The sequence below is a fragment of the Marinobacter sp. genome (assembly GCF_035268745.1).
Classification (GTDB): Bacteria; Pseudomonadota; Gammaproteobacteria; order Pseudomonadales; family Oleiphilaceae; genus Marinobacter.
Genome location: NZ_DATFKH010000038.1, coordinates 1 through 24,678, shown reverse-complemented (window position 1 = coordinate 24,678; position 24,678 = coordinate 1). Strand labels below are relative to the sequence as shown.

General features: G+C 57.5%; 22 protein-coding genes. 9 read left to right on the top strand and 13 right to left on the bottom strand.

Translation table 11 applies throughout. The annotated features are described in order from the left end of the window. The first annotated feature begins 86 nt into the window (after positions 1 to 86). Both VJ956_RS02675 and VJ956_RS02670 read left to right on the top strand, forming a co-directional pair. Complete coding sequence (locus VJ956_RS02675) at positions 87 to 1,355, top strand: MFS transporter (RefSeq protein WP_324081346.1); 1,269 nt, start codon at positions 87 to 89, stop codon at positions 1,353 to 1,355. 209 nt (positions 1,356 to 1,564) lie between these two features. Next, positions 1,565 to 2,314, top strand: a complete 750-nt coding sequence (locus tag VJ956_RS02670) for a Crp/Fnr family transcriptional regulator (protein ID WP_324081339.1) — start codon at positions 1,565 to 1,567, stop codon at positions 2,312 to 2,314. Positions 2,315 to 2,337: 23 nt separating this feature from the next. On the opposite strand, the gene moaA is transcribed toward VJ956_RS02670, so the two are convergent. After that, positions 2,338 to 3,330 carry a GTP 3',8-cyclase MoaA gene (gene moaA / locus VJ956_RS02665; RefSeq protein ID WP_324081330.1) on the bottom strand — a complete coding sequence of 331 codons (993 nt, stop codon included), beginning with the start codon at positions 3,328 to 3,330 and terminating at the stop codon, positions 2,338 to 2,340. A 380-nt stretch (positions 3,331 to 3,710) separates the two neighbouring features. Here moaA and VJ956_RS02660 point away from each other — a divergent pair, with 380 nt between their 5' ends. Continuing rightward, positions 3,711 to 4,148 carry an Rrf2 family transcriptional regulator gene (locus VJ956_RS02660; RefSeq protein WP_324081324.1) on the top strand — a complete coding sequence of 146 codons (438 nt, stop codon included), beginning with the start codon at positions 3,711 to 3,713 and terminating at the stop codon, positions 4,146 to 4,148. Positions 4,149 to 4,192: 44 nt separating this feature from the next. Here the strand turns inward: VJ956_RS02660 and VJ956_RS02655 are convergent, their stop codons facing one another. Further along, entirely contained in the window at positions 4,193 to 5,638 is a 1,446-nt protein-coding gene (locus tag VJ956_RS02655; protein WP_324081322.1) for a wax ester/triacylglycerol synthase family O-acyltransferase, read from the bottom strand. A 249-nt stretch (positions 5,639 to 5,887) separates the two neighbouring features. Between VJ956_RS02655 and VJ956_RS02650 the strand changes: the two genes are divergently transcribed. Genes VJ956_RS02650 through VJ956_RS02635 form a run of 4 tightly spaced genes read left to right on the top strand, consistent with a single transcriptional unit; the run spans position 5,888 to position 9,701 of the window. Continuing rightward, a complete protein-coding gene (locus VJ956_RS02650; RefSeq protein WP_324081320.1) occupies positions 5,888 to 6,283 on the top strand; it encodes a CidA/LrgA family protein in 396 nt (131 codons plus the stop codon). Continuing rightward, a complete protein-coding gene (locus VJ956_RS02645; protein WP_324081318.1) occupies positions 6,276 to 7,001 on the top strand; it encodes an LrgB family protein in 726 nt (241 codons plus the stop codon). The genes VJ956_RS02650 and VJ956_RS02645 overlap by 8 nt, the downstream gene beginning before the upstream one ends. A 3-nt stretch (positions 7,002 to 7,004) precedes the next feature. Further along, positions 7,005 to 9,092 carry a TonB-dependent receptor gene (locus tag VJ956_RS02640; protein ID WP_324081317.1) on the top strand — a complete coding sequence of 696 codons (2,088 nt, stop codon included), beginning with the start codon at positions 7,005 to 7,007 and terminating at the stop codon, positions 9,090 to 9,092. Between the two features lie 51 nt (positions 9,093 to 9,143). Next, complete coding sequence (locus tag VJ956_RS02635) at positions 9,144 to 9,701, top strand: class I SAM-dependent methyltransferase (RefSeq protein WP_324081315.1); 558 nt, start codon at positions 9,144 to 9,146, stop codon at positions 9,699 to 9,701. Here the strand turns inward: VJ956_RS02635 and VJ956_RS02630 are convergent. The 4 genes from VJ956_RS02630 to tmpT all read right to left on the bottom strand — a co-directional run bounded on the left by VJ956_RS02630 (position 9,698) and on the right by tmpT (position 15,378). Beyond that, positions 9,698 to 11,257 carry a SpoVR family protein gene (locus VJ956_RS02630; protein ID WP_324081313.1) on the bottom strand — a complete coding sequence of 520 codons (1,560 nt, stop codon included), beginning with the start codon at positions 11,255 to 11,257 and terminating at the stop codon, positions 9,698 to 9,700. The two genes, VJ956_RS02635 and VJ956_RS02630, sit on opposite strands and share 4 nt — an antisense overlap. Then, positions 11,254 to 12,543, bottom strand: coding sequence for a YeaH/YhbH family protein (locus VJ956_RS02625; RefSeq protein ID WP_324081473.1), 1,290 nt, complete (start codon positions 12,541 to 12,543; stop codon positions 11,254 to 11,256). The genes VJ956_RS02630 and VJ956_RS02625 overlap by 4 nt, the downstream gene beginning before the upstream one ends. A gap of 39 nt (positions 12,544 to 12,582) precedes the next feature. After that, a complete protein-coding gene (locus VJ956_RS02620) occupies positions 12,583 to 14,505 on the bottom strand; it encodes a PrkA family serine protein kinase (protein ID WP_324081311.1) in 1,923 nt (640 codons plus the stop codon). 219 nt (positions 14,506 to 14,724) lie between these two features. Next, positions 14,725 to 15,378 (bottom strand): thiopurine S-methyltransferase, encoded by a 654-nt coding sequence (gene tmpT, locus VJ956_RS02615; RefSeq protein ID WP_324081309.1) that lies wholly within the window; start codon positions 15,376 to 15,378, stop codon positions 14,725 to 14,727. 266 nt (positions 15,379 to 15,644) lie between these two features. Between tmpT and VJ956_RS02610 the strand changes: the two genes are divergently transcribed. Together VJ956_RS02610 and VJ956_RS02605 are read left to right on the top strand one after the other, a co-directional pair. Continuing rightward, the gene (locus VJ956_RS02610) at positions 15,645 to 16,577 is read left to right on the top strand and encodes a D-2-hydroxyacid dehydrogenase (protein WP_324081307.1); all 933 of its coding nucleotides are present in this window, start codon (positions 15,645 to 15,647) and stop codon (positions 16,575 to 16,577) included. Between the two features lie 141 nt (positions 16,578 to 16,718). Beyond that, entirely contained in the window at positions 16,719 to 18,041 is a 1,323-nt protein-coding gene (locus tag VJ956_RS02605; protein ID WP_324081304.1) for a YihY/virulence factor BrkB family protein, read from the top strand. Here VJ956_RS02605 and VJ956_RS02600 read toward each other — a convergent pair. From VJ956_RS02600 to VJ956_RS02570, 7 genes are all read right to left on the bottom strand, one after another. Next, complete coding sequence (locus tag VJ956_RS02600) at positions 18,024 to 19,064, bottom strand: HDOD domain-containing protein (RefSeq protein WP_324081302.1); 1,041 nt, start codon at positions 19,062 to 19,064, stop codon at positions 18,024 to 18,026. The genes VJ956_RS02605 and VJ956_RS02600 overlap by 18 nt on opposite strands. A 99-nt stretch (positions 19,065 to 19,163) precedes the next feature. Next, positions 19,164 to 20,405 (bottom strand): hypothetical protein, encoded by a 1,242-nt coding sequence (locus tag VJ956_RS02595; RefSeq protein WP_324081300.1) that lies wholly within the window; start codon positions 20,403 to 20,405, stop codon positions 19,164 to 19,166. Continuing rightward, positions 20,402 to 21,133 (bottom strand): 16S rRNA (uracil(1498)-N(3))-methyltransferase, encoded by a 732-nt coding sequence (locus VJ956_RS02590; RefSeq protein WP_324081298.1) that lies wholly within the window; start codon positions 21,131 to 21,133, stop codon positions 20,402 to 20,404. Before VJ956_RS02590 ends, VJ956_RS02595 begins: the two co-directional genes overlap by 4 nt. A 10-nt stretch (positions 21,134 to 21,143) precedes the next feature. Then, complete coding sequence (locus tag VJ956_RS02585; RefSeq protein WP_324081296.1) at positions 21,144 to 22,493, bottom strand: adenosylmethionine--8-amino-7-oxononanoate transaminase; 1,350 nt, start codon at positions 22,491 to 22,493, stop codon at positions 21,144 to 21,146. Positions 22,494 to 22,590: 97 nt separating this feature from the next. Beyond that, the gene (locus tag VJ956_RS02580) at positions 22,591 to 23,337 is read right to left on the bottom strand and encodes an amino acid ABC transporter ATP-binding protein (RefSeq protein ID WP_324081294.1); all 747 of its coding nucleotides are present in this window, start codon (positions 23,335 to 23,337) and stop codon (positions 22,591 to 22,593) included. A gap of 13 nt (positions 23,338 to 23,350) precedes the next feature. Beyond that, positions 23,351 to 24,022: an amino acid ABC transporter permease gene (locus tag VJ956_RS02575; RefSeq protein WP_324081292.1), complete on the bottom strand. Its 672-nt coding sequence runs from the start codon at positions 24,020 to 24,022 to the stop codon at positions 23,351 to 23,353. Positions 24,023 to 24,114: 92 nt separating this feature from the next. Continuing rightward, the coding region (locus VJ956_RS02570; protein ID WP_324081290.1) for a transporter substrate-binding domain-containing protein at positions 24,115 to 24,678 on the bottom strand (564 nt) is incomplete at its 5' end.

Sequence of the window (24,678 nt, the reverse complement as noted above, 5' to 3'; positions counted from 1 at the left end):
ATAACCCATCATAGTCTTTGACGCTCCCGGGCACAAAAGATGAAACTGAAAAAGCATGTTTTTCAGTTATGGAAGGGCCGGGGTTGATGAGAAGAGAAGCGGATCGGGAAGATGACAGGCTGGCGTCGCTGGCTGTTATTCTGCCGCTGGCATTTGTCGGGCTGGTGATCGTCGCCGGCTGCTGGACACTTTTTGCGATTGCCGGGGTGCACCTGCGGGCCGAACTTGACCTTACCAGCCTGGAGTTCGGCCTGTTACTGGCAATGCCGATGGCGGTCAGCGCGCTGCTTGCTATCCCGGCCGGGATGGCGGCTCAGGCCTTCGGGGCGCGACGGGTCATGCTGGTCTGTCTGGCGGGACTGGCACTGTGCATGGTCGTCCTTCTGGTCACCGATACCTATCCCGGTTATCTGCTGGCGGCAGGCGGTCTGGGCCTTGCCGGCGGATTTTACAGTGCCGGCCTGCAGTTCGTGACCGGCCATTGCGATCAGAAACGTCTGGGGCTGGCTCTTGGAGTGTTCGGTGCCGGCGTAACGGGCGCGGGTTTTAATTACTATCTGGTACCGCTGTTTCATGAAGCCTTTTCATGGCAGGCGGTTCCCCTGGCCTATCTGATCGTTTTGCTGCTGATCCTGGCCCTGTTCCTGTTGCTTACCAATCCCGACGATGAAGACCCGGACCCACAGCTGGAAACTTCCGTCCGGGGGTCCCTGAAGCTTCTCAGGCATCAGACTATCTGGCAGTTAAGCGCTTATTTCGGGGTTGTGGCAGGGAGTTTCCTGGCCCTTGCGCTCTGGCTTCCGGACTATCTGTCTGCCCAGTTCGGGCTGTCGGTAACTGCCGGGGCCGGGCTGGCACAGGGCTTTGTGATTCCCGGCGCTCTGGCCCAGATCGCGGGCGGCAGTCTTTCTGACCGCTTTGGCAGCACCCGGGTGATCAATTACTCCATGCTGTTGGCTCTGGCCGCGCTTCTGGTGCTTTCCTATCCGCCCATGACCCTGGCGATTCAGGGTGTAGACAAAACAATAGATGTTGAATTCGCTCTGCCCGTCGTGCTCGAGAGCATTTTCGTGGTTGTTTTGGGTCTGGCCATGGGCGGCGCCATGGGCGGCCTTCAGCGTATGGCGATTCTTGCGGGACGGCAGGCGGCGGGTTTTGTCGCCGGGCTTCTTCTGGTCAGCGCCTGCACGGTTGCTTTCGTGTTGCCAGTGATTTTCGGCGCTGTAAATCTCTGGCTGGGCGTGCGTACCACCGCATTCATGATCCTGTTCGGTCTGCTTGTCGGCTGCCTTGCCCTGTTTTATTGGAACAGCCGCCAGCAGGAGCGCCAGAGGCTCCTCCAGCCGGGCACATAGACCGCTTATCCTGGCCCCACAGATTACTCCGGCCGCTCGGAGGATTTCTCATCAGGCTGCGCCCTGATCCATAAAAGCGGAATTGATTTAAATCAGTTACTCAGAAATAACCTCCCGGCTACCCCCATAGAGGGAGCGATTTCCCGCCGATCTCTCTCTACCATTAAAAGTATGATATCGAATGCATGAAGCTTACAGAGGACATCCAGATGGCGCTAACCCAAACAGTTGAAACCGGTCGCCGGAAGCCGTTTCTGGTAGCCGTACACAAGTCCCGTGAAGACCAGGACGGCCTCCAGATTCTGCGCAGCCATGCCCTGTTCTCCACCCTCGGTGACAAGGATCTGCAGATGCTGATCCAGCAATCCCGACGCCAGCGACTCGAACACCACGAACTGCTATACCGCCAGGACACGCCGGCCCATCACTTCTTCTTCCTGATCACCGGCAGCATGCGTCTTTACCGCCTCGATTATTCAGGCATTGACCGCACCCTGGACAGCATCGCCCCCGGCGACTGTTTTGCCGAAGTCATGATCTATGCTGATCCGCCAAGCTACGCCTGCTACGCCGAAGCATTGAAAAGCAGCGAAGTGCTGATGATCCCGGTCAGAGCCTATCAGGATCTGATCGAGAGCAATCCTGAGTATGCGCGGGCTGCCCTGGGGCATTACGCAAAACGCGCACTCTCCGGTTTCCATGATCTGGAAATCATGACCGTTCAGAATGCCCGTGAACGGCTGATCCGATACCTGATCGACCTGCTTCCGGAAGGAGCTGAAGAGGGTGGTGAAGTGGAACTGCCGCTACCGAAATGCCTGGTAGCATCAAGGCTGGCCATGCAGCCGGAGACCTTTTCCAGAATCCTTGCGGAACTGAAATCCAGCGGACTGGTGCGGGTCAACCGCAGCCGGGTATTCATTTCGGATCCCCAACGGCTGGTCCAGATCAGCCAGTAATACTGGCTGGTTTAATTCGGACACTAACCACCGGTCATATTCATGAACCGCAGGATCTGCACGTCGCCGTTGGCAGAGAACTCATGGCGCTCTGGCTTCAGGTCCATGGCATTGATGATGGTCTCGCGCAGCTTGTCATCGTTCACTGGGTGACCACGCAGAACACGTCGCAGATCCACCGAGTGTTCGTTACCAAGACAGAGCAGCAGGCGACCTTCCACGGTCATCCGGACGCGATTGCAGGTAGAGCAGAAATTGTGGGAGTGGGGTGAAATGAAACCAACCCGGATGTCACTGTCCGGCATCCGGTAATAGCGGGCAGGGCCACCGGAATCTTCAGGTGTGGGGACCAGTTCATGGCGCTGGCTGATAATATCCCGGACCTCGTCACTGGTGCACAGTACCTGCCCGCGATCGTGGTCAGAGATTTCTCCCAGTGGCATTTCCTCGATAAAGGTTATGTCCACGTTCTTTCTGCGGGCAAACTCGACCAGCTCCGGAACCTCCTGATCGTTACCGCCCTTCATGACTACGGTATTGAGCTTGATGCCTGCAAAGCCTGCGTCCCTGGCGGCATCTATACCGTCAAGCACTTGGCTCAGACGGCCGGTACGGGTAATCCGGTGAAATTTCTCCGCATCCAGCGAATCAAGGCTGATGTTGAGTCGCTTGAGGCCGGCCTTGCGGAGGGGCTCTGCCATGGTCGGCAGCTGACTGCCATTGGTGGTCATGGCAAAATCCCTTAGCCCAAAGCTGCCGATCTCCCTGACCAGCCCGAGTATGTCCCTGCGCACCAGAGGCTCGCCCCCGGTCAGCCGGATCTTTTCGGTGCCAAGTGAAACAAAGGTTCTGGCCACACGGGCAATCTCTTCCAGGGTCAGCACCTGCTCACGTGGCAGAAAGGTCATTTCCTCTGCCATGCAGTAGACGCAGCGAAAGTCACAGCGGTCAGTCACTGACAGACGTACATAGTTGACGGTACGTCCGAACCGGTCTGTCAGCTTGGCTGGAGGCATGGGAACAGTTCCTGTTGCTGAATCTATAAGATCTTACGGGTAAGCATAGTGAAAGATTATCAATTATGGCAAATCCTGCCCGCGAATCCGATAGCCGGCAGCCGGGTTTCTCCTTCGCTCCGGCAGACCTGGTTTTTTTGTTACCGATATAATAAATGAAAGAATGAGCATAATGGGTGCCGCACGGAGCAGTTGTTCCGGGAAAACCATATTTTGTATTCCTGCGTACGTTCATGGATATTACCGTTAGTTGGACGACGCTGATCGCTTTGGGATTTTACGGCGTAAGTGCAGTCATAACCGGAGTATCCTTTATGGGCATTGCATGTTACCTGGTAACGCGGCTGGCCCTCGGACTCGATTTATCATGGGAGTAGCGCATGCACATAACCCGTTATACGGACTACTCGATCCGCGTGCTGATCTATCTTTCAGTGCAGGGCGACAGGCTCGCGACCATCCAGGAGATTGCCGAGAGTTATGACATCTCCAGAAATCACCTGATGAAGATTGTTCATCAGCTGAACAAGAAGGGCTATATAGAAACTGTCCGCGGCAAGAAAGGTGGTATGCGTTTACGCAGGTCGCCAGCCGATATCAATATCGGAGTTCTGGTCAGGGAGACCGAGCAGGACTTTAATATTGTGGAATGCTTTTCGGGAAAAAATGGCTGCAAGATAGTCCCGGTTTGTGCTCTGAAGAGTATGTTCGGTGAAGCAGTAGATGCGTTTTTGAAAGTGCTGGATCAGTACACTCTGGACGACGTCATTCTTCCGGGGCATCGCCAGCAGTTACTGAGAATTCTGCAGATTGCCTGACGTTTGCCCCGGCCAGGCCAGGTTTTTGACGCTGCGGTCCGGTGTTACTCCGCAGGCTTTTTCTTTGCCTGTTTCGGCTTTGGCGCCTTGCGTTCAGGTGGCAGTATCAGGCTTTCCAGTTCGTCCAGCGCTTCGCCGGTGTACACCGCCAGTTTCTGCATACTCGGCAGCGTGTCCCGACAGCCGGTATAACCGAAGTTCAGCGAGCCTGCATAGCTCAGGCAGGTGATGTTCAGAGCACCGCCATGGGCAATCAGCGATACCGGATACATAGCCTCCAGTTTGGCGCCCTGAAAGTAGAGCGACTCCCGGGGCCCCGGCACATTGGATATAGTCACATTGAACACCGGCCGCATACGTCCGCCCAGACCCGACATCAACTGCAGAATATACGGTGACATCAGCAGCATGGTGTACTGACTCAACGCCTTGCGGGGCAGTTTCTGGAGGTGCTCCTTGGCCCTGCGGCTGGACTGTTTGATGTGTTGCAGGCGCACCAGCGGGTCTGCCTGGTCGGTGGCCAGCGACGCAATCATGAAACTGATCTGGGTGCCGGTGCCCTGGTCGTCGGCGGGGCGAATATTGACCGGAATACCTGCTGTCAATGGTGTATCCGGCACACTGTCACTTTCCAGCAGGAAGCGCCGCAGGGCGGTACCGCAGAGGTAAAGCACGATGTCGTTGAGGGAGCCATTGGCCGCGTGCGCCACTTTCTTGATGCGATCCAGCTGGTAATGCTGGGTGGCGAAACGGCGCTGGGGTGTCACCCGGTGGTTGAGGATGGACACCGGCCCTGCAAATGGCGCGGTCAGGCCGTCTTCCGGGTGGCGTGCCGAATTCACCAGTCGGGCAAGGGCTTTCACCAGCCTCGGCGCCATGTCGGTCTGAAGCTTGAGTGCATCTTTGGCCTGGGCCAGCGCTGCTGTAATGCTGGCCTCCTCGTCGGATTTGCTGGCCCGGGTGCGCACGGGGCGAACCGCCCAGGGCGGCAGCATGTCGGTGTCAGCCGGGTCTTTGCTCAGCACCCGCTGTAACAGGCGTACGCCGCTGATACCGTCAATCAGTGAATGATGCATCTTGGTATAGAGCGCGAACCGGTTGTGCTCCAGGCCTTCGATGATGTGGCACTCCCAGAGCGGGCGGGAAAAATCAAGCGGGTTGGAGTGCAGGCGGGAAACCAGGATACCCAGCTCCCGCTCGCTGCCGGGGCGGGGAAGTGCAGAGTGGCGGACGTGATAATCCAGGTCGATTTTTTTGTCCACTTTCCAGGAAGGCGCAACCACCCGGCCCAGGAAACTCGGGAAAGCCAGCTTGTAGCACCAGGGCGGCGCAATCTCGCTATCGGCTTTCATTTTTTTGAGCATATCGCGCAGGAAGGTCTCAGGTGCATTATCCGGCAGCGAGAAAATCTGGAGATTTCCCACCTGCATCGGAGTGTCTTCCGACTCAACGGCAAGCCAGGATGCGTCCAGTGTTCCCAGGCGTTTCATGTGTTGCCCTCTATTGAATTCGGCATTGATCATGGCTCATATTCTGAGTCTGGATTAAGAGCGCAAGTATACGCAACCTGTGCCTCCCGCACACCGGACACCCGGGGCAACCCGCCAACTTTTCTTTGCTTTGTGCTATGTTTGCCCGCAATCTACCTTTAATAAAAAATTCAGCGGAGGTTTCGTGGAGTCTAGTCCACTCATCCCAACCGGGCTACCGGCGGCAGCGGTTATCGCAGCGGGGCCGGTATGAGCTTCCTGACCGGAATCACTCTGCTGCTGGTGTATCAGCTGGTTGGCGAGGTGACGGTGCGGCTGCTGGGCCTGCCGATTCCCGGCCCGGTGCTGGGAATGATGATGCTGTTCATCACATTGCTGGCCAGGGGCTATACCCCTGAATCTCTGAATACCGCTTCCAGCGCCTTGCTCAGTCATTTGTCCCTGTTGTTCGTGCCGGCCGGCGTGGGCATGATGGTGCACTTTGACCGGATTGCGAGCGAATGGTTACCGATTACGCTTGCGCTGTTCCTGAGCACCCTGATTACCATGGTGGCTACGGCTGCCATCATGCAGCTTGCCAGCCGCTGGTTTGGTCCAGCCCCGGTGATCCCGGAGCAATCTACGGAGGCCGGACGCAATGAATGAACCCGCCATTGGTGATATCTGGGTCTACCTGTCGGCATCGCCCCTGCTGGGGCTGACCATTACCCTGGTCGCCTATGGTCTGGCTTACCGGCTCTACCTCAAAGCGGACTCCAGCCCCCTGGTGAATCCGGTGCTGACCTCGGTTGTCATGCTCATTCTCCTGCTGGTGCTGACTGGCACAAGCTATGACGCCTACTTTGAAGGCGGGCAATTCGTTCACTTCCTGTTGGGGCCTGCGACGGTAGCGCTGGCCGTGCCGCTGTATCAGCAACTCTCGCGGTTGCGGGCGCTCTGGCTTCCGATCATGATTTCCCTGGTTTGCGGTGTTGTGATTGCGGCTGGCAGTTCCATTGGACTGGCCTGGATTCTGGGTGGCTCGACAGAAATCCAGATGTCACTGGCTCCCAAATCGGCAACCGCGCCGGTTGCCATGGGCATATCGGAAACGATTGGTGGTATTCCATCGCTGACGGCGGTGCTGGTGGTGATTACCGGTATCGTGGGGGCCGTGACAGGCACCCGGGTGTTTGAACTGATGCGTATCCGGGACGACAGTGTAAAGGGTATCGCAATGGGGGTGGCCGCCCATGGTATTGGCACCGCCCGCGCCTTCCAGATCAGCAACCAGATGGGAGCGTTTTCGGGACTGGCGATGGCGCTGTCTGCATTTGCTACGGCGCTTATTGTACCCTGGCTGGTAGATCTGGTCGGGATCTGATTCATGAGGTTTATGGGGGCAATCGAAACAATCTCCGTAATGGTGCTGGCGCTGGTGATGACCGGCGCCGCGACGCTTGCCAGAGCGCAGGATGATAGCAATGGGACATCCACCGAGCCATTCATCACCGTGACGTCGCCACGGCTGGAGCGAAGTCTTTACGAGACCCCTGCCGCGGTTTCGGTAACAAACGCCCCGGAGATCCGTAAAGGCCAGCAGCGGCTGCAGCTGGATGAATCCCTGGATACCGTCCCCGGGCTGTTTTTCCAGAACCGCTATAACTTTGCCCAGAACCTGCGGCTGTCCACCCGTGGTTTTGGCGCTCGTGCGCCTTTCGGTATCCGCGGTATCCGTATCCAGGTGGACGGTATTCCCTATACCCTGCCGGACGGGCAATCCCAGATTGACGCCGTGGACCTGGATTCCGCCCAGCGTATCGAGGTGATCCGGGGGCCTTCGTCGGTCCAGTACGGTAACGCTTCCGGTGGGGTCATCGACATCACCACTGCCCGTGGAGATGATCTGCCGCCAGGCCAGCGAATCCGGCAGGATGTGGGAAGTAATGATTATTACAAGACGACCTTTCAGGCCAACGGTAGTCAGGGCGACACCAGTGGCATCGCGACCATGTCGTGGCTCGATTACAATGGCTATCGTGATCAGAGTGAGGTCGAGAAAGGCCTGTTCAATGGCCGGGTTTCCCGCGAATGGGGGTCGGGCCAGCGTCTGACCGCCACCCTCAATGCGCTGCACACGCCGAAGGCTCAGGACCCGGCCGGCCTCGACGCCGGCGAGGTAGAACAGGACCGGCGCCAGGCGACCGCTAACGCCCAACGGCTTGATTCGGGCCAGGACGTGGACCAGCAGACGCTGGGGCTGCTTTACGAGAATCCGGCTGTCGGTGCTGGCGACCTGACCGTCAGCAGTTTTTTCACGCGTCGCGATTTTTCCCAGCAGTTGCCTTTTCCCGGCCCCAGCCGGATTGCCTATGACCGCCAGTTCTACGGTATCAGCATGGACTATCAGCAGGGCGTCGAGGTGGGGGGACTCCCCTTGACCTGGGCAGTGGGTTCGGATCTGCATCGCCAGGTTGATGACCGCCGTCGCTATCAGGTGTCATTCAGTGGCGAGGTAATCGGTCAGACCCAGGACGAAATCCAGAACGCGACCACTGCGGGGGTATTCGCCCAGGGCGACCTTGCCCTGAGTGAGCAGTTCAACCTCTCGCTCGGGACGCGTTTCGATCATCTGCGGCTGTCTGTCGATGATCAGTTCCTCACGGATGGCAATGATTCCGGAAGCCGTACCTATCGCGAATTCAGCGGTTTTGTGGGGGCCAGCTACCGGCTGGCGGAACGTCAGCAATTGTATGCCACCGTGGGCACTGCCTTTGAGGCACCCACGTTCACCGAATTCGCCAATCCCGATGGCGGGGGTTTCAACCCCGATATCGAGCCGCAAAAGGCAATCAGTCGTGAGGTGGGTATGCGCGGGGTTCTGGGGGAAGGGTTCAGCTTTGACGTTGCGCTGTTCTCGATCCGTGTCGACGATGAAATTCTTCCCAACAATGAAGGCAGCCAGACTTTCTATCAGAATGCCGGCCGCACAGAGCGTAACGGCATTGAACTGGGTGTTGACTGGGCCATTTCCTGGGCGTGGCGGGTCACCAGTGCGCTGACTCTCGCCGATTACACTCTGGAGAAGTTCGAAGACGATCAGGGAAATCGTCTGGATGGCAACCGGTTGCCGGGTCTGCCGCGCCAACAGTGGGTTTCAGAACTGGAATGGCGTGGCGACGGTCAGCGCTTTGCGGCATTGGAGTGGCAGTACGTCGGTGACCTGTATGCGGAAAACAGCAACGAGACAAAAGTGCCCGGCTACTGGCTGTTCGGGCTTCGGGCCGGTGATACATTCCGTTTCGGCCGCCAGTCCGTTAACATTTACAGTGGTATCCGTAACCTGGCTGATGAACAGTACTTCAGCAATATTCGCATCAATGCCAACGCAGATAATCCTGTGGTGGAAGAGCGGGGCTATTTCGAACCTGCACCCGGCAGAACCTTTTATGCCGGTCTGGAGTGGCGCTTTTGAAAGTGCCGGCCATGATCCATCGGTTGCCGATTTGAGAGGGTGAAAAAAACAATGTCCAAACCCTTGCTGTTCCTGAGACGCTTTGTCAGTTGTCCGGTTGCCGTGGGCAGCGTACTACCCAGTTCCCGTTTCCTGGTACGTTGCATAATGGCGGGAATCGACTGGCAAAGGGTGGAAGCGGTTGCCGAGCTTGGTGCCGGCACTGGTGTGATTACCGACGCTATCGACCGGAACCGCCGGGCCAGTTCCCGCTTCCTGAGCTTTGAGCTCGACGGCAACATGCGCAGTACTCTGAGCGATCGTTACCCGTCAGTGAATTTTTACCAGGACGCCTTCGGGCTCAGGGCGGCACTCGAGGATCAGCAAATGCAGGGCCTTGACTGTGTAATTTCGGGCCTGCCGCTGTTCAATTTCCCGGATCAGCAGCGGCGACGGTTGCTGACGGATATCCACGACCTGCTCAATCCGGGCGGGATGTTTGTGGCTTTCCAGTACACACGGATACTCAAGCCGTTTCTGGTTTCAATGTACGATGATATGGAAACCCATTTTGTCTGGGCCAACCTGCCGCCTGCCTTTGTCTACCTCTGTAAAAAGCCGGCACGTTAATCCTCAGCAGCCGGCTTTTTCGGGCAATGGCTTTCGGCCAGCAGCTGGCCGTTATCCACACTTTCCAGATGGACATCAAAGCCCCACAGCCGGTGAACATGGCGCAGCACTTCCTCGGTGGCGTTGCCCAGGGGCACGCGATCTACCGGCACATGCCGCAGGGTCAATGACCGGTCGCCCCGGATATCCACGTTCCACACCTGTATGTTGGGCTCACGGTAGCTCAGGTTGTATTGCCGGGCCAGCTTTTCCCGCAGGGCGCGGTAGCCCGGGTCGTCGTGAATGGCGGTAACCCGGTAAACGTCCTCCAGGTCGTCGTTCTGGATCGCGAAAAACTTCATGTCCCGCATGACCTTGGGCGACAGGAACTGCTGAATAAAGCTTTCATCCTTGAAGTTCCTCATGGCGAAGTGCAGAGTTTCCAGCCAATCGGAACCGGCAATGTCCGGGAACCACTCGCGGTCTTCGTCGGTGGGGTTTTCGCAGATCCGCCGCAGGTCAGTGAAGATGGAGTAGCCCAGGGTGTAAGGGTTGATGCCCGAGTACCAGGGACTGTCGAAGGGCGGCTGGTAGACCACCGAAGAGTGGCTCTGCAGGAATTCCAGCATAAAGCCGTCGTTCACCAGACCCTTGTCGTACATCCGGTGCAACAGGGTGTAGTGCCAGAAGGTGGCCCAGCCTTCGTTCATGACCTGGGTCTGGCGCTGGGGGTAGAAATACTGCGCCAGTTTGCGAACGATGCGGATCACTTCCCGTTGCCAGGTTTCCAGTAAAGGCGCGTTTTTCTCGATGAAGTAGAGGATGTTTTCCTGGGGCTCCTCCGGGAAGCGCTGTCTGCTGCTGACCGGGTCGTCGTTTTCGTCCATTTTCGGAATGGTGCGCCACAGATCATTCAGCCGACGCTGCTGATATTCCTCCCGATCTTTCTGTCTGTGCGCTTCTTCGGTCGCTGAAATCGGCGCTGGACGCTTGTAGCGGTCGACACCGTAGTTCATCAGGGCATGGCAGGAATCCAGGATCTCCTCCACGGCATCCAGTCCGTAGCGTTCCTCGCACTCGGCCACATAATCCCGGGCGAACACCAGGTAATCGATGATGGCGCTGGCGTCGGTCCAGGTACGGAACAGGTAGTTGCCTTTAAAGAACGAATTGTGGCCGTACGAGGCGTGGGCAATTACCAGGGCCTGCATGGGCAGGGTGTTCTCTTCCATCAGGTAGGCGATGCAGGGGTTGGAGTTGATTACGATTTCATACGCCAGCCCCATCTGCCCGCGCTGATAGCCTTTCGAGGTGGACAGAAACTGTTTACCGAACGACCAGTGATGATAGCCCACCGGCATGCCCACGGAGCTGTAGGCGTCCATCATCTGTTCGGAACTGATCACTTCGACCTGGTTGGGGTAGGTGTCCAGCCTGAATTCGGCCGCGCATTTGGCGATCTCGTCGTCGTATTGCTGGATCAGGTCGAAGGTCCACTCCGAACTGGTGGAAATGGGCTCGCGTTTTGCCGGGGCGTAGGGCATGTCTTCGCCAAGGCGGTCCATAATATTGGTCATGCGGCTTTCCTCTCGAACAGCTGGCGGAAGACCGGGTAGATCTCGCCCGGATCAGCAATCTGCTGAAGCGCAAAAGACTGGGGGAACTGCTCCTGAAGCCGTTCGTATTCGTACCACAGCATCTGGTGATCCTGGGGCGTGATCTCGACATAGGCGTAGTACTGCACCAGTGGCAGTATGCTGTCGGCCAGCAGTTTGCCGCAGACCGGGGAGTCATCATTCCAGTTGTCGCCGTCAGAGGCCTGGGCGGCGTAGATGTTCCATTCTGCCGGGGGATAGCGGGACTCGATGATTTTCTGCATCAGTTTGAGTGCGCTGGACACAATGGTGCCGCCGGTTTCCCGGGAATAGAAAAACTCTTCCTCGTCCACCTCCTTGGCGCTGGTGTGGTGGCGGATAAACACCACGTCGATTTTCCGGTAGCTTTTCTTGAGGAACAGATACAGCAGGATGAAAAACCGCTTGGCGATGTCCTTGTGCATCTGGGTCATGGACCCGGATACGTCCATCAGACAGAACATGACTGCGCTGGTGGCCGGTTGTGGCTGTTTCAGATGCTGACGGTAGCGCAGGTCGATTTCGTCGATAAACGGAATCTTGCGAATATTCGCTTTCAGTTCCGCGATCTCTTCCTCCAGTGCCCGGATCTGGTCCTCATGGCTGAAGGCGGCGTCCAGATCCGTCGGTGCGCTCTTGAGCGCTTCCAGCTGTTTCTCCATGGCCCGGATCTTCTTCTTGCGGGCCCCGCCCAGGCCCAGCCTGCGGGCGTGAGCTCCCCGCAGGGAGCGGACCACGTCCAGTCTGGCGGGAACGCCCTGGGTGGAAAACCCGGAGCGCACATATTTGAAGGCCTCGGTGTCTTTCAGTTTCTTGCGGGCGAGGTTTGGCAGTTCCAGGTCATCAAACAGGAACTCCAGGAACTCTTCCTGGGTAATCTGGAAGGCAAATTCATCCATGCCTTCGCCGTCGGGGCTTGCCTGCCCCTGGCCCTGGCCCTGACCACCGCCGCCTTCCGGCTTGGGCAATTCGTCTCCGGCCACAAACTCCTTGTTGCCGGGGTGTACCACTTCCCGTTTGCCACCCTGGCCATGGTGGAAAATCGGCTCATCAGTATCCCGCGAAGGGATACTGACTTTCTCGCCGCGCTCGATGTCAGTGATAGAGCGCCGATGCACCGCATCCGCCACCGCTTTCTTGATGTGGTGGCGATAGCGGCGCAGGAACCGTTCCCGGTTTACCGCGCTCTTGTTCTTACCATTCAGTCGCCGGTCGACGACGTGGGTCATACCCATAGCGTTACTCCCGTAAAGCGCATTACGCCAGGCCTAGTGGGACTTACGAACCCGCAGGTACCACTCCGCCAGCAGGCGGACCTGTTTCTCGGTGTAGCCTCGATCGACCATGCGCTCGACGAACTGTTTGTGCTTGTTCTGATCTTCCTGGCTGGCCTTCGGATTGAACGAAATAACCGGCAGCAGGTCTTCGGTATTCGAGAACATCTTTTTCTCGATCACACTTCGCAGCTTTTCATAGCTGAGCCACGATGGGTTGCGGCCCTGGTTGTTGGCCCGTGCCCGCAGCACGAAGTTGACCACTTCGTTGCGGAAGTCCTTGGGGTTGCTGATACCCGCAGGCTTCTCGATTTTTTCCAGCTCATCATTGATGGAGGAGCGGTCAAGTATTTCCCCGGTTTCCGGGTCACGGTATTCCTGATCCTGGATCCAGAAATCGGCATAGGTGACGTAGCGGTCAAACAGGTTCTGGCCGTACTCGCTGTAACTCTCGAGGTAGGCAGTCTGGATTTCCTTGCCGATAAATTCGACATAGCGGGGCGCCAGGAACTCCTTGATGAACCGCAGATAGCGGTCCTGGACCTCCGGCGGGTACTGCTCCTGCTCGATCTGTTTCTCCAGCACGTAAAGCAGATGAACCGGGTTGGCGGCGACTTCCGTGCTGTCAAAGTTGAACACCTTGGACAGGATCTTGAACGCAAAACGGGTCGAGAGCCCGTCCATACCCTCATTCACACCCGCCGCATCCCGGTATTCCTGGATCGACTTGGCCTTGGGGTCGGTGTCCTTGATGTTCTGGCCATCGTATACCCGCATCTTGGAAAAAACGCTGGAGTTTTCCGGCTCCTTGACGCGCGACAGGATCGAGAACTGGGCCAGCATGTCCAGTGTGTCCGGGGCGCAGGGCGCGGCAGACAGGGAACTGTCCCGCAGCAGTTTGCGATAGATGTCAATCTCTTCGGTGACACGCACACAGTAGGGCACCTTGACGATATAGACCCGGTCAAGGAAGGCCTCGTTGTGCTTGTTGTTGCGAAAGGTCTGCCACTCGGATTCGTTGGAGTGGGCCAGTATCACCCCGTCGAAGGGCACCGAGCCCATGCCCTCGGTAGTATTGTAGTTGCCCTCCTGGGTTGCGGTCAGCAGCGGGTGCAGCACCTTGATCGGGGCCTTGAACATCTCCACGAATTCCATCAGCCCCTGGTTGGCCTTGCACAGACCACCGCTGAAGCTGTAGGCATCCGGGTCATCCTGGGAGTAGTCCTCCAGCATGCGGATGTTGACCTTACCCACCAGTGCGGAAATATCCTGGTTGTTGTCGTCGCCCGGCTCGGTCTTGGAAACACCGATCTGGTCCAGCACCGACGGGTACATCTTCACCACCCGGAACTTGCTGATGTCGCCGCCATACTCGTGCAGGCGTTTGACTGCCCAGGGGGACATGATGGACTTCAGGTAGCGGGCCGGAATGCCATATTCCTCTTCCAGAATCGCCGCATCCTCGGCCGGATCAAACAGGCCCAGGGGAGATTCGTTCACCGGTGAGCCTTTAATGGCGTAGAAGGGGACCTTCTGCATCAATAATTTGAGCTTTTCAGCCAGCGATGACTTACCACCCCCGACGGGGCCGAGCAGGTAAAGGATCTGTTTCTTCTCTTCCAGGCCCTGGGCGGCATGACGAAAGAAGGAGACGATGTTTTCTACGGCCTCTTCCATGCCATAGAACTCGGAGAATTCCGGGTAACGCTTGATTACCTTGTTGGAAAAGATGCGTGACAGCCGGGAGTCACGGGAGGTGTCGATGGGTTCCGGTTCACCAATTGCCAACAGCATTCTTTCTGCGGCAGTGGCGTATGCTGCTGGGTCCTTTTTGCAGATCTCCAGGTATTCTTCAAGGGTGTATTCTTCCTCCTGAGTTGCTTCATACCGGTCTTTGAAATGCTGCATAATGCTCATATATGGCGCCTCGCTTGCTCTTGCCAAAAACAGCTTTTAGATCACGTAACTTCCCCGTCTGCTGTCAGCTCCGTCCGTCAGGGCGGAAATTATGATTGTGGGTGGAATGATAGGGAGTGCCGGGCGGAAATACATGGTTTTCCACCCGGTATTGATATGAGCTTAGTCCAGGCTCGACAGGTTTGACAGACCCGGCGGGTTAACGTTCATTAAATTATGTTACCGGCGGGTCAGCCGGAAAACGCTTTCGCTGGCACCTTGCAGACCTTTGCGTTTGGCGAACGGATGGTCGTTGGCCAGGGTCTGGGTATGAAGATGCTCAATCTGGTAATCCTCGGCATAGAGTTCATAAACCTCGTCATTGCTGACGTTAAAGGGCGGTGATGTCGGCGAGCCCTCATAATCCAGGGTAATGAGCAGAATTCTGGTATTTTCCGGCGTTACTGCGGTCAGGTGGTCGACATATTGTTGACGTATTTCAGGTGGCAGGGCAATCAGCGCGGCCCGGTCATAAACCAGTTTGACATGGCTCAGGTCGTCAGGCACCAGCTGGAAAAAGTCACCGTTCCAGATCTGCAGATTCTCATGCCGGAAAACTGTGAATGGCTCGCCCGGCTGAACCATTGCCTTTTCTTCACCTTCTTCAAAAAAATCCTTGCAGGCAATCTCACTCAGCTCCACACCGATTACCGGATGCCCCCGGTCATGCAGCCACCATAGATCGTGGGCCTTGCCGCATAACGGCACCAGAACGGCCCCGGTATCCTTGCCCGCCAGTTCCGGCCAGTGTCTGTAAAGATACTCGTTAACCGAGCCTTCGTGAAAGCCGATCTCTTTGTTTGCCCAGCGCCGGTGCCAGAATTCGTGTTCCATCGATTTTACCTTTTGATTAGCGTATTTGCGTGAACACTCAGCCTAACTTATTTTCCATGGTTTTTGCTCGTAACTCATGGTGTATGGGAGCCATGGGGTGATGCACAACAGACCGTGCATTGCCAGGGATGGCAATGCCGAGCCCCCAGGGAAGGGTTTACGGCGTGTCTGTTGTGCATCACCCCATGGCTGTCGGAAGCTCTGGTGCTATCCTCTGCGAGTATAGAATACAAAGTCGGGTAACAAGCTGAGATAAGGATGGATGCATGAAAGCCGTATTTCTGGATGCAGACACGCTGGGTAACGATGTGGACCTAACGCCGATTGAGGCGGTCACCGGCGAGCTGGTGAAATACCCGCGAACATCGCCGGAACAGGTTCTCGAGCGGATCCGGGGATTCGATACGGTGCTGGTGAATAAAGTGGTGCTAACCCGCGACCATTTCGAGGCCTGTCCGGAGCTCAGGACTATTGCAGTCGTGGCTACCGGCCTGAATAACATTGACCAGCAGGCGGCCGGGGAGCATGGCATTACGGTGATGAACGTCACCAATTACGGCCGTTCGACGGTGGCACAGCACACCATGGCGCTGATCCTGGCACTGGCCACGCGCCTGCTTGACTATGACCGGGACGTGCGCGCCGGGCGCTGGGCCGACAGCGATATGTTCTGCCTGATGGATCACCCGATCATGGAACTGGAGGGGCGGACCCTGGGGGTTGTCGGTTATGGCGATCTGGGCAGGGGCGTTGTTGAACGGGCGAAGGCTTTCGGCATGGATATACTTCTGGGTGCCCGGCCGGGCCAGCCGACCGGCGAGCGGGACGGTATGCCGCAGGTACCCATGGAGAAACTGCTGGAGCGGGCGGACGTGATATCCCTTCACTGTCTTCTCACCGAGGAAACCCGCCATCTGATCGGCAAACAGGAACTGGCGATGATGAAACCGACGGCCCTGCTGATCAATACCAGTCGCGGCGGACTGGTGGACGAGCAGGCACTGGCGGATGCCCTGCGCCAGGGCACGATTGCCGGGGCCGGCTTTGATGTCCTGACCGAGGAGCCGCCCCGCAGCGGCAACCCACTGCTGGCCGACGATATCCCCAATCTCATTGTGACGCCGCACTCTGCCTGGGCAAGCCGGGAAGCGCGGCAGCGAATCGTTAAAATTACCGCCGACAATCTGGCCGGAAACTAGTGTCCCGCCGGAGTCTCCTGACAATGGCCAGAGTACCGGAGCAACGCTGTGCGAAACCGGGACAATCGTCCATACTCGAACTGGCTGACAGACACTTTCCAATTGATAATTCGATAAAAATCACCCGACACAGGACTGCCCGTGGCTTCTTCCAACCTCCAGGACCGACTCCAGGCCGTTGAAACCTGGATTCTTGCCAACCCGAACCCGCCCCAGTTCTGGCCGTGGACCTGGCTGTATAAAACCGGCCGCACAGCTTACGCATTGATCAGGGACATCGTGAGCGGGCATCTGGCACTGCACGCCATGAGCCTGGTTTACACTACCCTGCTGAGCATCGTGCCACTGTTGGCACTGAGTTTTTCCGTGCTCAAGGCACTGGGGGTACACCAGCGCATGGAGCCGATGCTGTACCAGTTCTTCCAGCCGATGGGTCCGCAGGGTGTGCAACTGGCGGAGCAGATTCTCGGCTTCGTGGACAACATGAAAGTGGGCGTGCTGGGTTCGGTTGGCCTGGCTTTGCTGGTGTACACGGTCATTTCGCTGGTGCAGAAGATCGAGCGCTCATTCAACATGATCTGGCGGGTCCCGGACATGCGGTCCATGGCCCAGCGTTTCAGTAATTATCTGAGCGTGATCATGGTGGGGCCGCTGCTGATGGTTTCAGCCATTGGTGTCACCGCCACCATCTTTTCATCCTCGGTGGTTCAGACCCTGATGGCGGTAGAGCCGCTGGGCGCCATTATGCTTTTTCTCAGCCGTTTTACACCTTTCATGCTGGTGGTTACTGCTTTTACTTTTGTCTATGTTTTCATTCCCAATACCCGGGTCAGGGTGAAGTATGCATTTATCGGTGGTCTGGTCGCAGGTATCTCCTGGCAGGCGGCAGCCATGCTGTTTGCGTCGTTCGTGGCGGGGTCGGCAAAATACGCGGCCATCTATTCCAGTTTTGCTATCGGTATCATTCTGCTCATATGGGTTTACCTGAACTGGATGATTCTGCTGCTGGGCTCGAGTATTGCCTTTTATCTGCAGAATCCGGGATCGGTTGCCAAGCGTCACCGGGTCCGGCTATCGCCCGAGCTGCTTGAAAAGACCGGCCTTGCCCTGATGTGGCTGGTGGCGAAACCTTTCCACTACGGAAAGCCGGCACCCCAGCAGGAAGATGTGGAAAGCAGGCTGCGGGTGCCAGGCGAGGTTACGCGCAAGCTCAGCGACAAGCTGATTCGGGCCCGCCTTATCACCCTTGCAGGCGAGAACGGTGATCGCCTGGTGCCAGCCTGCTCACTGGAAATGATTACCGTTGGCAAGGTGCTGGATGCCATTCGTGTGGATGAGGATCGGGTCGTAGACCGGCTGCCATCCAGCGTTCCGAAAAACCTGCTGGCCTACCATGCAGCCGGCGACTCGGTCACTTTTGCGCAGTTGTTGCGCGATGAGGCAGGCTCAGGCCCCGGCCCGTGAGCCTTCTTTGAGGGAATCGAGGATGGTCTGCCGGATCCGTGTGAACTGGTCCGGCTTGATATGAACCAGCTTCAGAACTTCATCTTCGGTCATGTTGCGCTGGTTGGCATGGCGAAGCACCTCGCGGGTGCCGATGATAATGCCATCATTCAGCGGTGCCTGGGTCTGGTCTGGCTGCGGGCGCTCGGCTTCCATCAGCTGGGCATGATAATCCGGTGGTAATTGCCACTTGTCGGCCAGCACCTGGGCTGCTGCCCATTGAAACTGGGATAGCGCGTGCTGAACCAGGGCTGATGAGGGCTCAGTGGGCTGGTCGGCGGTGCGGCAGATGCGCAGCAGTTCCCGTTGCAGGGTGATGTAGGAGAGTGCTGGCAGCAGTCCGCTCATGAAGTAGAAACTGCCATCTTTTCCCTCCACCCGTGCGACCATCTCGGCGGCTCTGGCGCAGGTCAGGCCCCAGCGCCATACCTTCTGTGCAAACAGGGCCTCACGGCTGTTACGGGCTGACATCATTGGCCGCATTACGGCAGCGGAAATGACATTTCTGATGCCGTTCAGGCCCAGCAGGAACACCGCCTGATCCACGGATTCAATTGGCTTGTCACCGACCCGGAACATAGGGCTGTTGGCGACGTGCAGGATCTGATCGGTCAGCGCCGGATCACTGAGAATGATGTCAGCCAGTCCTTTCCGCCCCGCCGTGTCATCAGAGATAGCCCGGGTCAGTGACGGCAGCGTCATCGGCCTGCGTGGCAGTTCTTCCAGTGTCTGCCGGCGAACCCGCTGTTTCAGGGTATCCAGCACGGCAAGATCTTTGCGGTCCAGTTCCTTGTTCAGCTTCAGTGGCGGTGCATCAAGCAGCCAGCAGAACAGGTTTTCCTCCAGGTTATTCGTTGCCGGCTGATCGGCTGGTTCGTGCTTGTTCTGACTGGCGGAGGGGTTCAGCAGTTTAGGCTCTGATGGTGTTTTTTCAGTCCCGGAACCCGAGAAAAACGCTGAAATCCAGGAAAAAAGGCCAGCCATTCTTTGTCTCCGGAAATTGGCAAGGGGTACGGAGGCCGGTGCCCACGCGTCACCAGTATAAAACCTGACGGATATTATACCAGCCGCAGGCTCCAATAGTTAAAAGGTTGACTGGAAAAGAGTGCCGCCAAATACAAAAATCAGCTGGCAAATGCCGGCCACGAAGCCCAGGAATGCACCGACCAGGATCAGTTTGATTTCGTCCTCCTGGAAACAGGGGCGCAGCAGGTTCTGGAATTCCGCGGACGAGAGGGCAACCATCCTTGCGACCATAATCGTCTTCACGGCCCTCGCCCGGTCGGTTTCGAACACCGGGTTAGTGAACGAAACACTGGAGATTTCCAGCGCTTTCTCACCCACCTGTTGTTTCAGGGCGGCAAAGCCGGCCGGGCCAAAGGCGACCTGGGTCAGTGGCTTGCCGAAACCGGCGGTTTCATCGACAAGTGGTTTGATATGTTTTTTCACCATGTTGCTGGCGCGTTCCCGGTTGGGCCCATTCATAATGGCGCCGATGAGGTTGCTTACAGTGAGGATTTCATGGGTCACGATGTGGCAGAAAGATTCCGCCACTTCCGGCTGACGCTTGAGGAACAGCCCCTGCAGGCGAAAGGGCCCGACTTTTTTCTCGTGCAGGGGGCGGAATATGACGTTCAGGGCGATCCAGTTGGTGGCGTAGCCTACCAGCAATCCGAAGAGGGGCAGGACCCACCAGTTCTGATAGAAATACCAGGCGGTCATCTGCACCAGTCCGAACAGGAAGCCGAAATAGAAGCCGGAGTTGATGATAAAGCGGAATTCGGTTTCCCCGCATTCGAGGAATATCCGGTTCAGCAGGCCCTTGTCGCTCGCCAGACGTTCGATAACCATGCCCTTGATATCCAGCAGATCTTCGATATTTCCGGATATGTCATCGACCAGGCTTTCCACCCGTTGCGGCGTGGACTTGCGCACCCGGTCGTAAACCATTTTGCGGGCGGAGGCGGGCAGGTTTTCCCAGAAGGTGGGATGTTCCCTTAGCATGAGTTCGTCAACGTATTCCTCGGTGCGGGGTTCGACGGTGCTGATGATATGGGCGGCGAGTACCCTGGGGTCGATCTGCTCGAATATTTCCCGAACGGTGCCAATCTTGGCGATGGTGGCGTCTACGCTGATGGCTGCCATTTTCCGGGCTTTCGAGGGAATAATGCCCTGCCAGCCCAGCAGGGGTGGTTTGCCCACGAATTCCAGCGGGTAGAAGGTCATTTTGATGGCCAGCCAGTTGGTGGTCCAGCCAATCAGGGCGGCAATGGCCGGTATGCTGAGGTATTGCCAGAATTCTTGCGTGCTTAGAAGGCTTGTCATCCGATATCTCCCCACAGCCACTGGCACAAGGCAATCGCCGCCACAGGGGCGGTTTCGGTGCGCAGTACTCTCGGCCCCAGCGCCACCGGCATGAACCCGGCCGCCTGGGCTGCGGTGATTTCCTCCGGGTTCAGGCCGCCTTCGGGGCCGACCATCAGGGCGATCCGGGTGGGTTTGGCCATTGAACCCAGAGTCTGCTCGGTACGATGGTGCAGTACCAGTCGGAGGTCGCAGTCGCCGGTGTGTTCAAACCAGTCCGGCAGGGTCATTACCGGGAGGACTTCCGGCACCCGGGCGCGGCCGCATTGTTCGGCGGCGCTGATGGCGATCTGGCGCCAGTGCCGCAGGCGCTTGTCTTCGCGGTCGCCTTTGAGTTTCACATCGCAGCGTTCGGTGGCCAGGGGAACGATGCGGGTGACGCCCATCTCCACGGCTTTCTGCACCGCGTAGTCCATGCGGTCGCCTTTGGAGAGGGTCTGCCCCAGCACGATCTCGAGCTTCGATTCGGTCAGCTTCCGGGTAGCATCCTGTACTTCAACCGCGACCCGCCTCTTGCCGGATTCGGTGATGGTGGCGGTGTAATCCATGCCGTCGCCGTTGAACAGCAGCAGTGCCTGACCGGCCTGCATGCGCAGCACGCGGCCAACATGCCGGGCGGCGTTCTCGTCGAGTTCGCACTGGCCGCCGGTGGTCAGCGGCGAGTCGGTGAAGATTCGGGGAATGCGCATGGTGATTTGTTCAGTCCCGCACCGCGATATCAATGCCTTCGGTCAACACCTGCCCGAGATGGCGGATCTGCTCTTCGGTGATGACGTAAGGCGGCATCAGGTAGCTCACATTGCCCAACGGTCGCAGCAGGGCTTCGCGGGTCAGCGCGTGTTTGAATACCCGCATGCCGCGGCGCTCCGCGAACGGGAAAGGCTCTTTGGTGGCCTTGTTTTTCACCATTTCCACGGCCAGGGTCATGCCGCGCTGGCGGACATCGCCGACGTTGGGATGGTCTGCCAGGTGGGCGACGGATTCGGCCATTACCCTGCTCAGGCGCCTGTTGTTTGCGATGACGTTGTCGTCGCGGAAAATGTCCAGAGTCGCCAGTGCCACGGCGCAGCCGATGGGGTTGCCGGTGTAGCTGTGGGAATGCAGGAAGGCTTTCAGGGTCTCGTAGTCGTCGTAGAAGGCATCGAAAACGTCGTTGCTGGTCACCACCACGGACAGGGGCAGGTAGCCGGCGGTCAGGCCCTTGGACAGGCACATGAAGTCCGGGGTGATGTCCGACTGTTCCGAGGCGAACAGGGTGCCGGTGCGGCCAAAGCCCACGGCTATCTCGTCGGCAATCAGGTGAACCCCGTAGCGATCACAGGCTTCCCGCAGTCGGGTATGATACACCGGGTGGTGCATGCGCATACCCCCGGCGCACTGGATCAGGGGCTCTGTGACCACGGCGCAGATCTCGTCGTGCTTTTCCGCCAGGATTTTTTCCATCACCTCGAACTGGCGCAGGGCGTAGTCCTCGTCGGTCTCACCGGCCTCTTTGTTGTAGGCATCGGGGGAAGGCGCGGTGATGACCTCCATCAACAGCGGCGCGTAGGTGCTTTTGTAAAGCGGGACATCGCCCAGTGCAAGGGCGCCCAGGGTTTCGCCGTGGTAGCTGTTGCTGAGGTTGACGAAATTTTTCTTGGCGGGTTTGCCGTGGTTTTTCCAGTAGTGATAGCTCATTTTCAGAGCGGCCTCGACGGCAGATGAGCCGTTGTCGGCATAGAAGCACTTGTTCAGCCCTTCCGGGGTGACCTCGATCAGCCGCTCGGACAGGTTCACCACCGGTTCGTGGGTGAAGCCGGCCAGAATTACGTGTTCCAGTTCACCAATCTGTTGCTGGATCGCAGCGTTGATGCGGGGGTTGGCATGGCCGAACAGGTTGACCCACCAGGAGCTCACGGCGTCAATAAACCGGTTGCCTTCAAAATCTTCCAGCCAGACCCCCTGGCCCCGTTTGATCGGCACCGGCCCCAGGGTCTCGTAGTCTTTCATCTGGGTGCAGGGGTGCCAGACGGATTTGATATCGCGTGCGACCAGATCGGCATTGCGCATGGGAGGCCTCCTAGAAATTCAGGACGCCAATGATACTGGTCCCGGGGTACCTGTCGCCACTGTTGAATGCCGCCGGTACCCTTTGCTCAACAGCTCATCAATGCCCCAGCACCCGCGAAAGAAATGCCTGGGTGCGCTCGTTCTGCGGGTTATCGAAGACGTCTGCCGGCTTTCCCTCTTCCACAATCCGGCCTTCATGGATGTAGATGACCCGGTCCGCCACTTCACGGGCAAAGCCCATTTCGTGGGTGACTACCATCATGGTCATGCCTTCTTTGGCCAGTTCGCGCATGACATCGAGTACTTCCCCGATCATCTCCGGGTCCAGGGCCGAGGTGGGTTCGTCAAACAGCATCAGGCGCGGGTCCATGGCCAGGGCGCGGGCTATGGCTACCCGCTGCTGCTGGCCACCGGACAGGTGGGAGGGGTATTTATCGGCCTGGCTGGCGATACCAACACGGTTCAGCAGTCGGTCCGCTATTTTAGCGGCCTCGCTTTCAGAGGCATCTTTTACCTTCCTGGGTGCCAGCATGATGTTCTTTTTCACCGTCAGGTGGGGGAACAGGTTGAACTGCTGGAACACCATGCCAACTTCCTTGCGGATTTCCGCCAGGGATTGCGGATTACCGCTTTTCGGGGCCAGCGGGTAACCGTCGACTTCCAGATTTCCAGACTCGAATTCCTCGAGGCCGTTTACACAGCGGATAAGAGTGGATTTGCCGGAGCCGCTGGCTCCGATAACCACTACCACTTCGCCTTTGGTGACCGTCAGGTCAATCTCTTTCAGGACATGGAGGTTTCCGAAATATTTGTTCATGCCTTTCATTTTGACGATATCAGTCATGACTCGCTTTCCTTCAGACAGAAACCAGTCCGCGCCGCTCGATGAAACGGAGAATCAGGGACAGTGAAAGGGTGATGGCGAGGTACATAATCGCGACCATGAAGTACACCTCGAACGCCTCGAAAGTCGTGGCGATGTAGATCTGGCCCTGACGGACCAGTTCGCCGACGCCGATCACCGAGAACAGGGACGTGTCCTTGATGCTGACAATGGCCTGGTTTCCGAGCGGCGGAACCATGCGCCGGAAGGCCTGGGGCCAGATTATCGACCAGAAAGTCTGGGTGCGCGACAGACCCAGGGACAGCCCGGCTTCGGTCTGGCCCTTATCGATGGACTGAACACCGCCGCGGACCACTTCCGAGATATAGGCGCCGGAGTTGAGGGCGATGGCGGCGATCCCGGCGGTCAGGGGATTAATGGAGGTGCCGATCAGGTCAGGCAGACCGTAGAAGATAAAAAGGACCTGAACAAGAATGGGGGTGCCGCGGAAAATTTCGATGTAAGCGGTTGCCGGCCATTTCAGGAACCAGAGCTTGTTGATGCTCAACAGCCCGAAAAAAATGCCGAGGGCGAAACCGATAAACAGGCCGCCGAACGAGATCAACAGAGTGTAGGGGATCCCCTCGAGCAGAAAAGGGATGGAATTGATGGCTGATTGCCAGTTGAATTCAAACTGGGATTCCACAGTCAGTGTCTCCGCAGGAAGTTGGGGGGCAGGAAGAACCGGGGCGCTCAGGCCCCGGGGCAGCGATTCGGGTGTGAATGCCCTTCAGACCCTTACTTGTCTTCCGGCATCGGGCCGAACCACTCTTCGTAGATTTCCTTGTAAGTACCGTCTTCCTTCATGGCTGCCAGGGCCGCGTTCACTTCGTCTACCCATTTGCTGCCATCAACCAGCGCGATCCCATACTGCTGGCCTTCGTAGAGGGGGCCAACGGTTTTGACCTTGCCTTTACCTCTGGTACGGGCAAAGTAACCGACGTTCGGGGCATCGTAAAACACGGCATCGATGGCGCCGGACATCAGTGCCATGTACATGTCGGCACTGCCGGGATAGGGAGTGACACCGCCATCGGCTTCAAGATTTTCGGTCAGATAGTCGTAACTGGTGCTGCCGATCTTGGTGCCGATCTTCTTGCCTTCAAGATCGTCGAATTCATTGACGTCACTGTTGTTTTCGCGAACCAGAAGCCGAAGACCGGAATCGTAATAAGGGTCGGAAAAATCGACGATCTGCTCGCGCTCCTCGGTAATGGTGATGCCGGCGATGGCAATGTCCACGTTACGTGACTGGAGTGCAGGGATAATGCCGTTGAAATCCATGGTGTTAAGATTGATTTC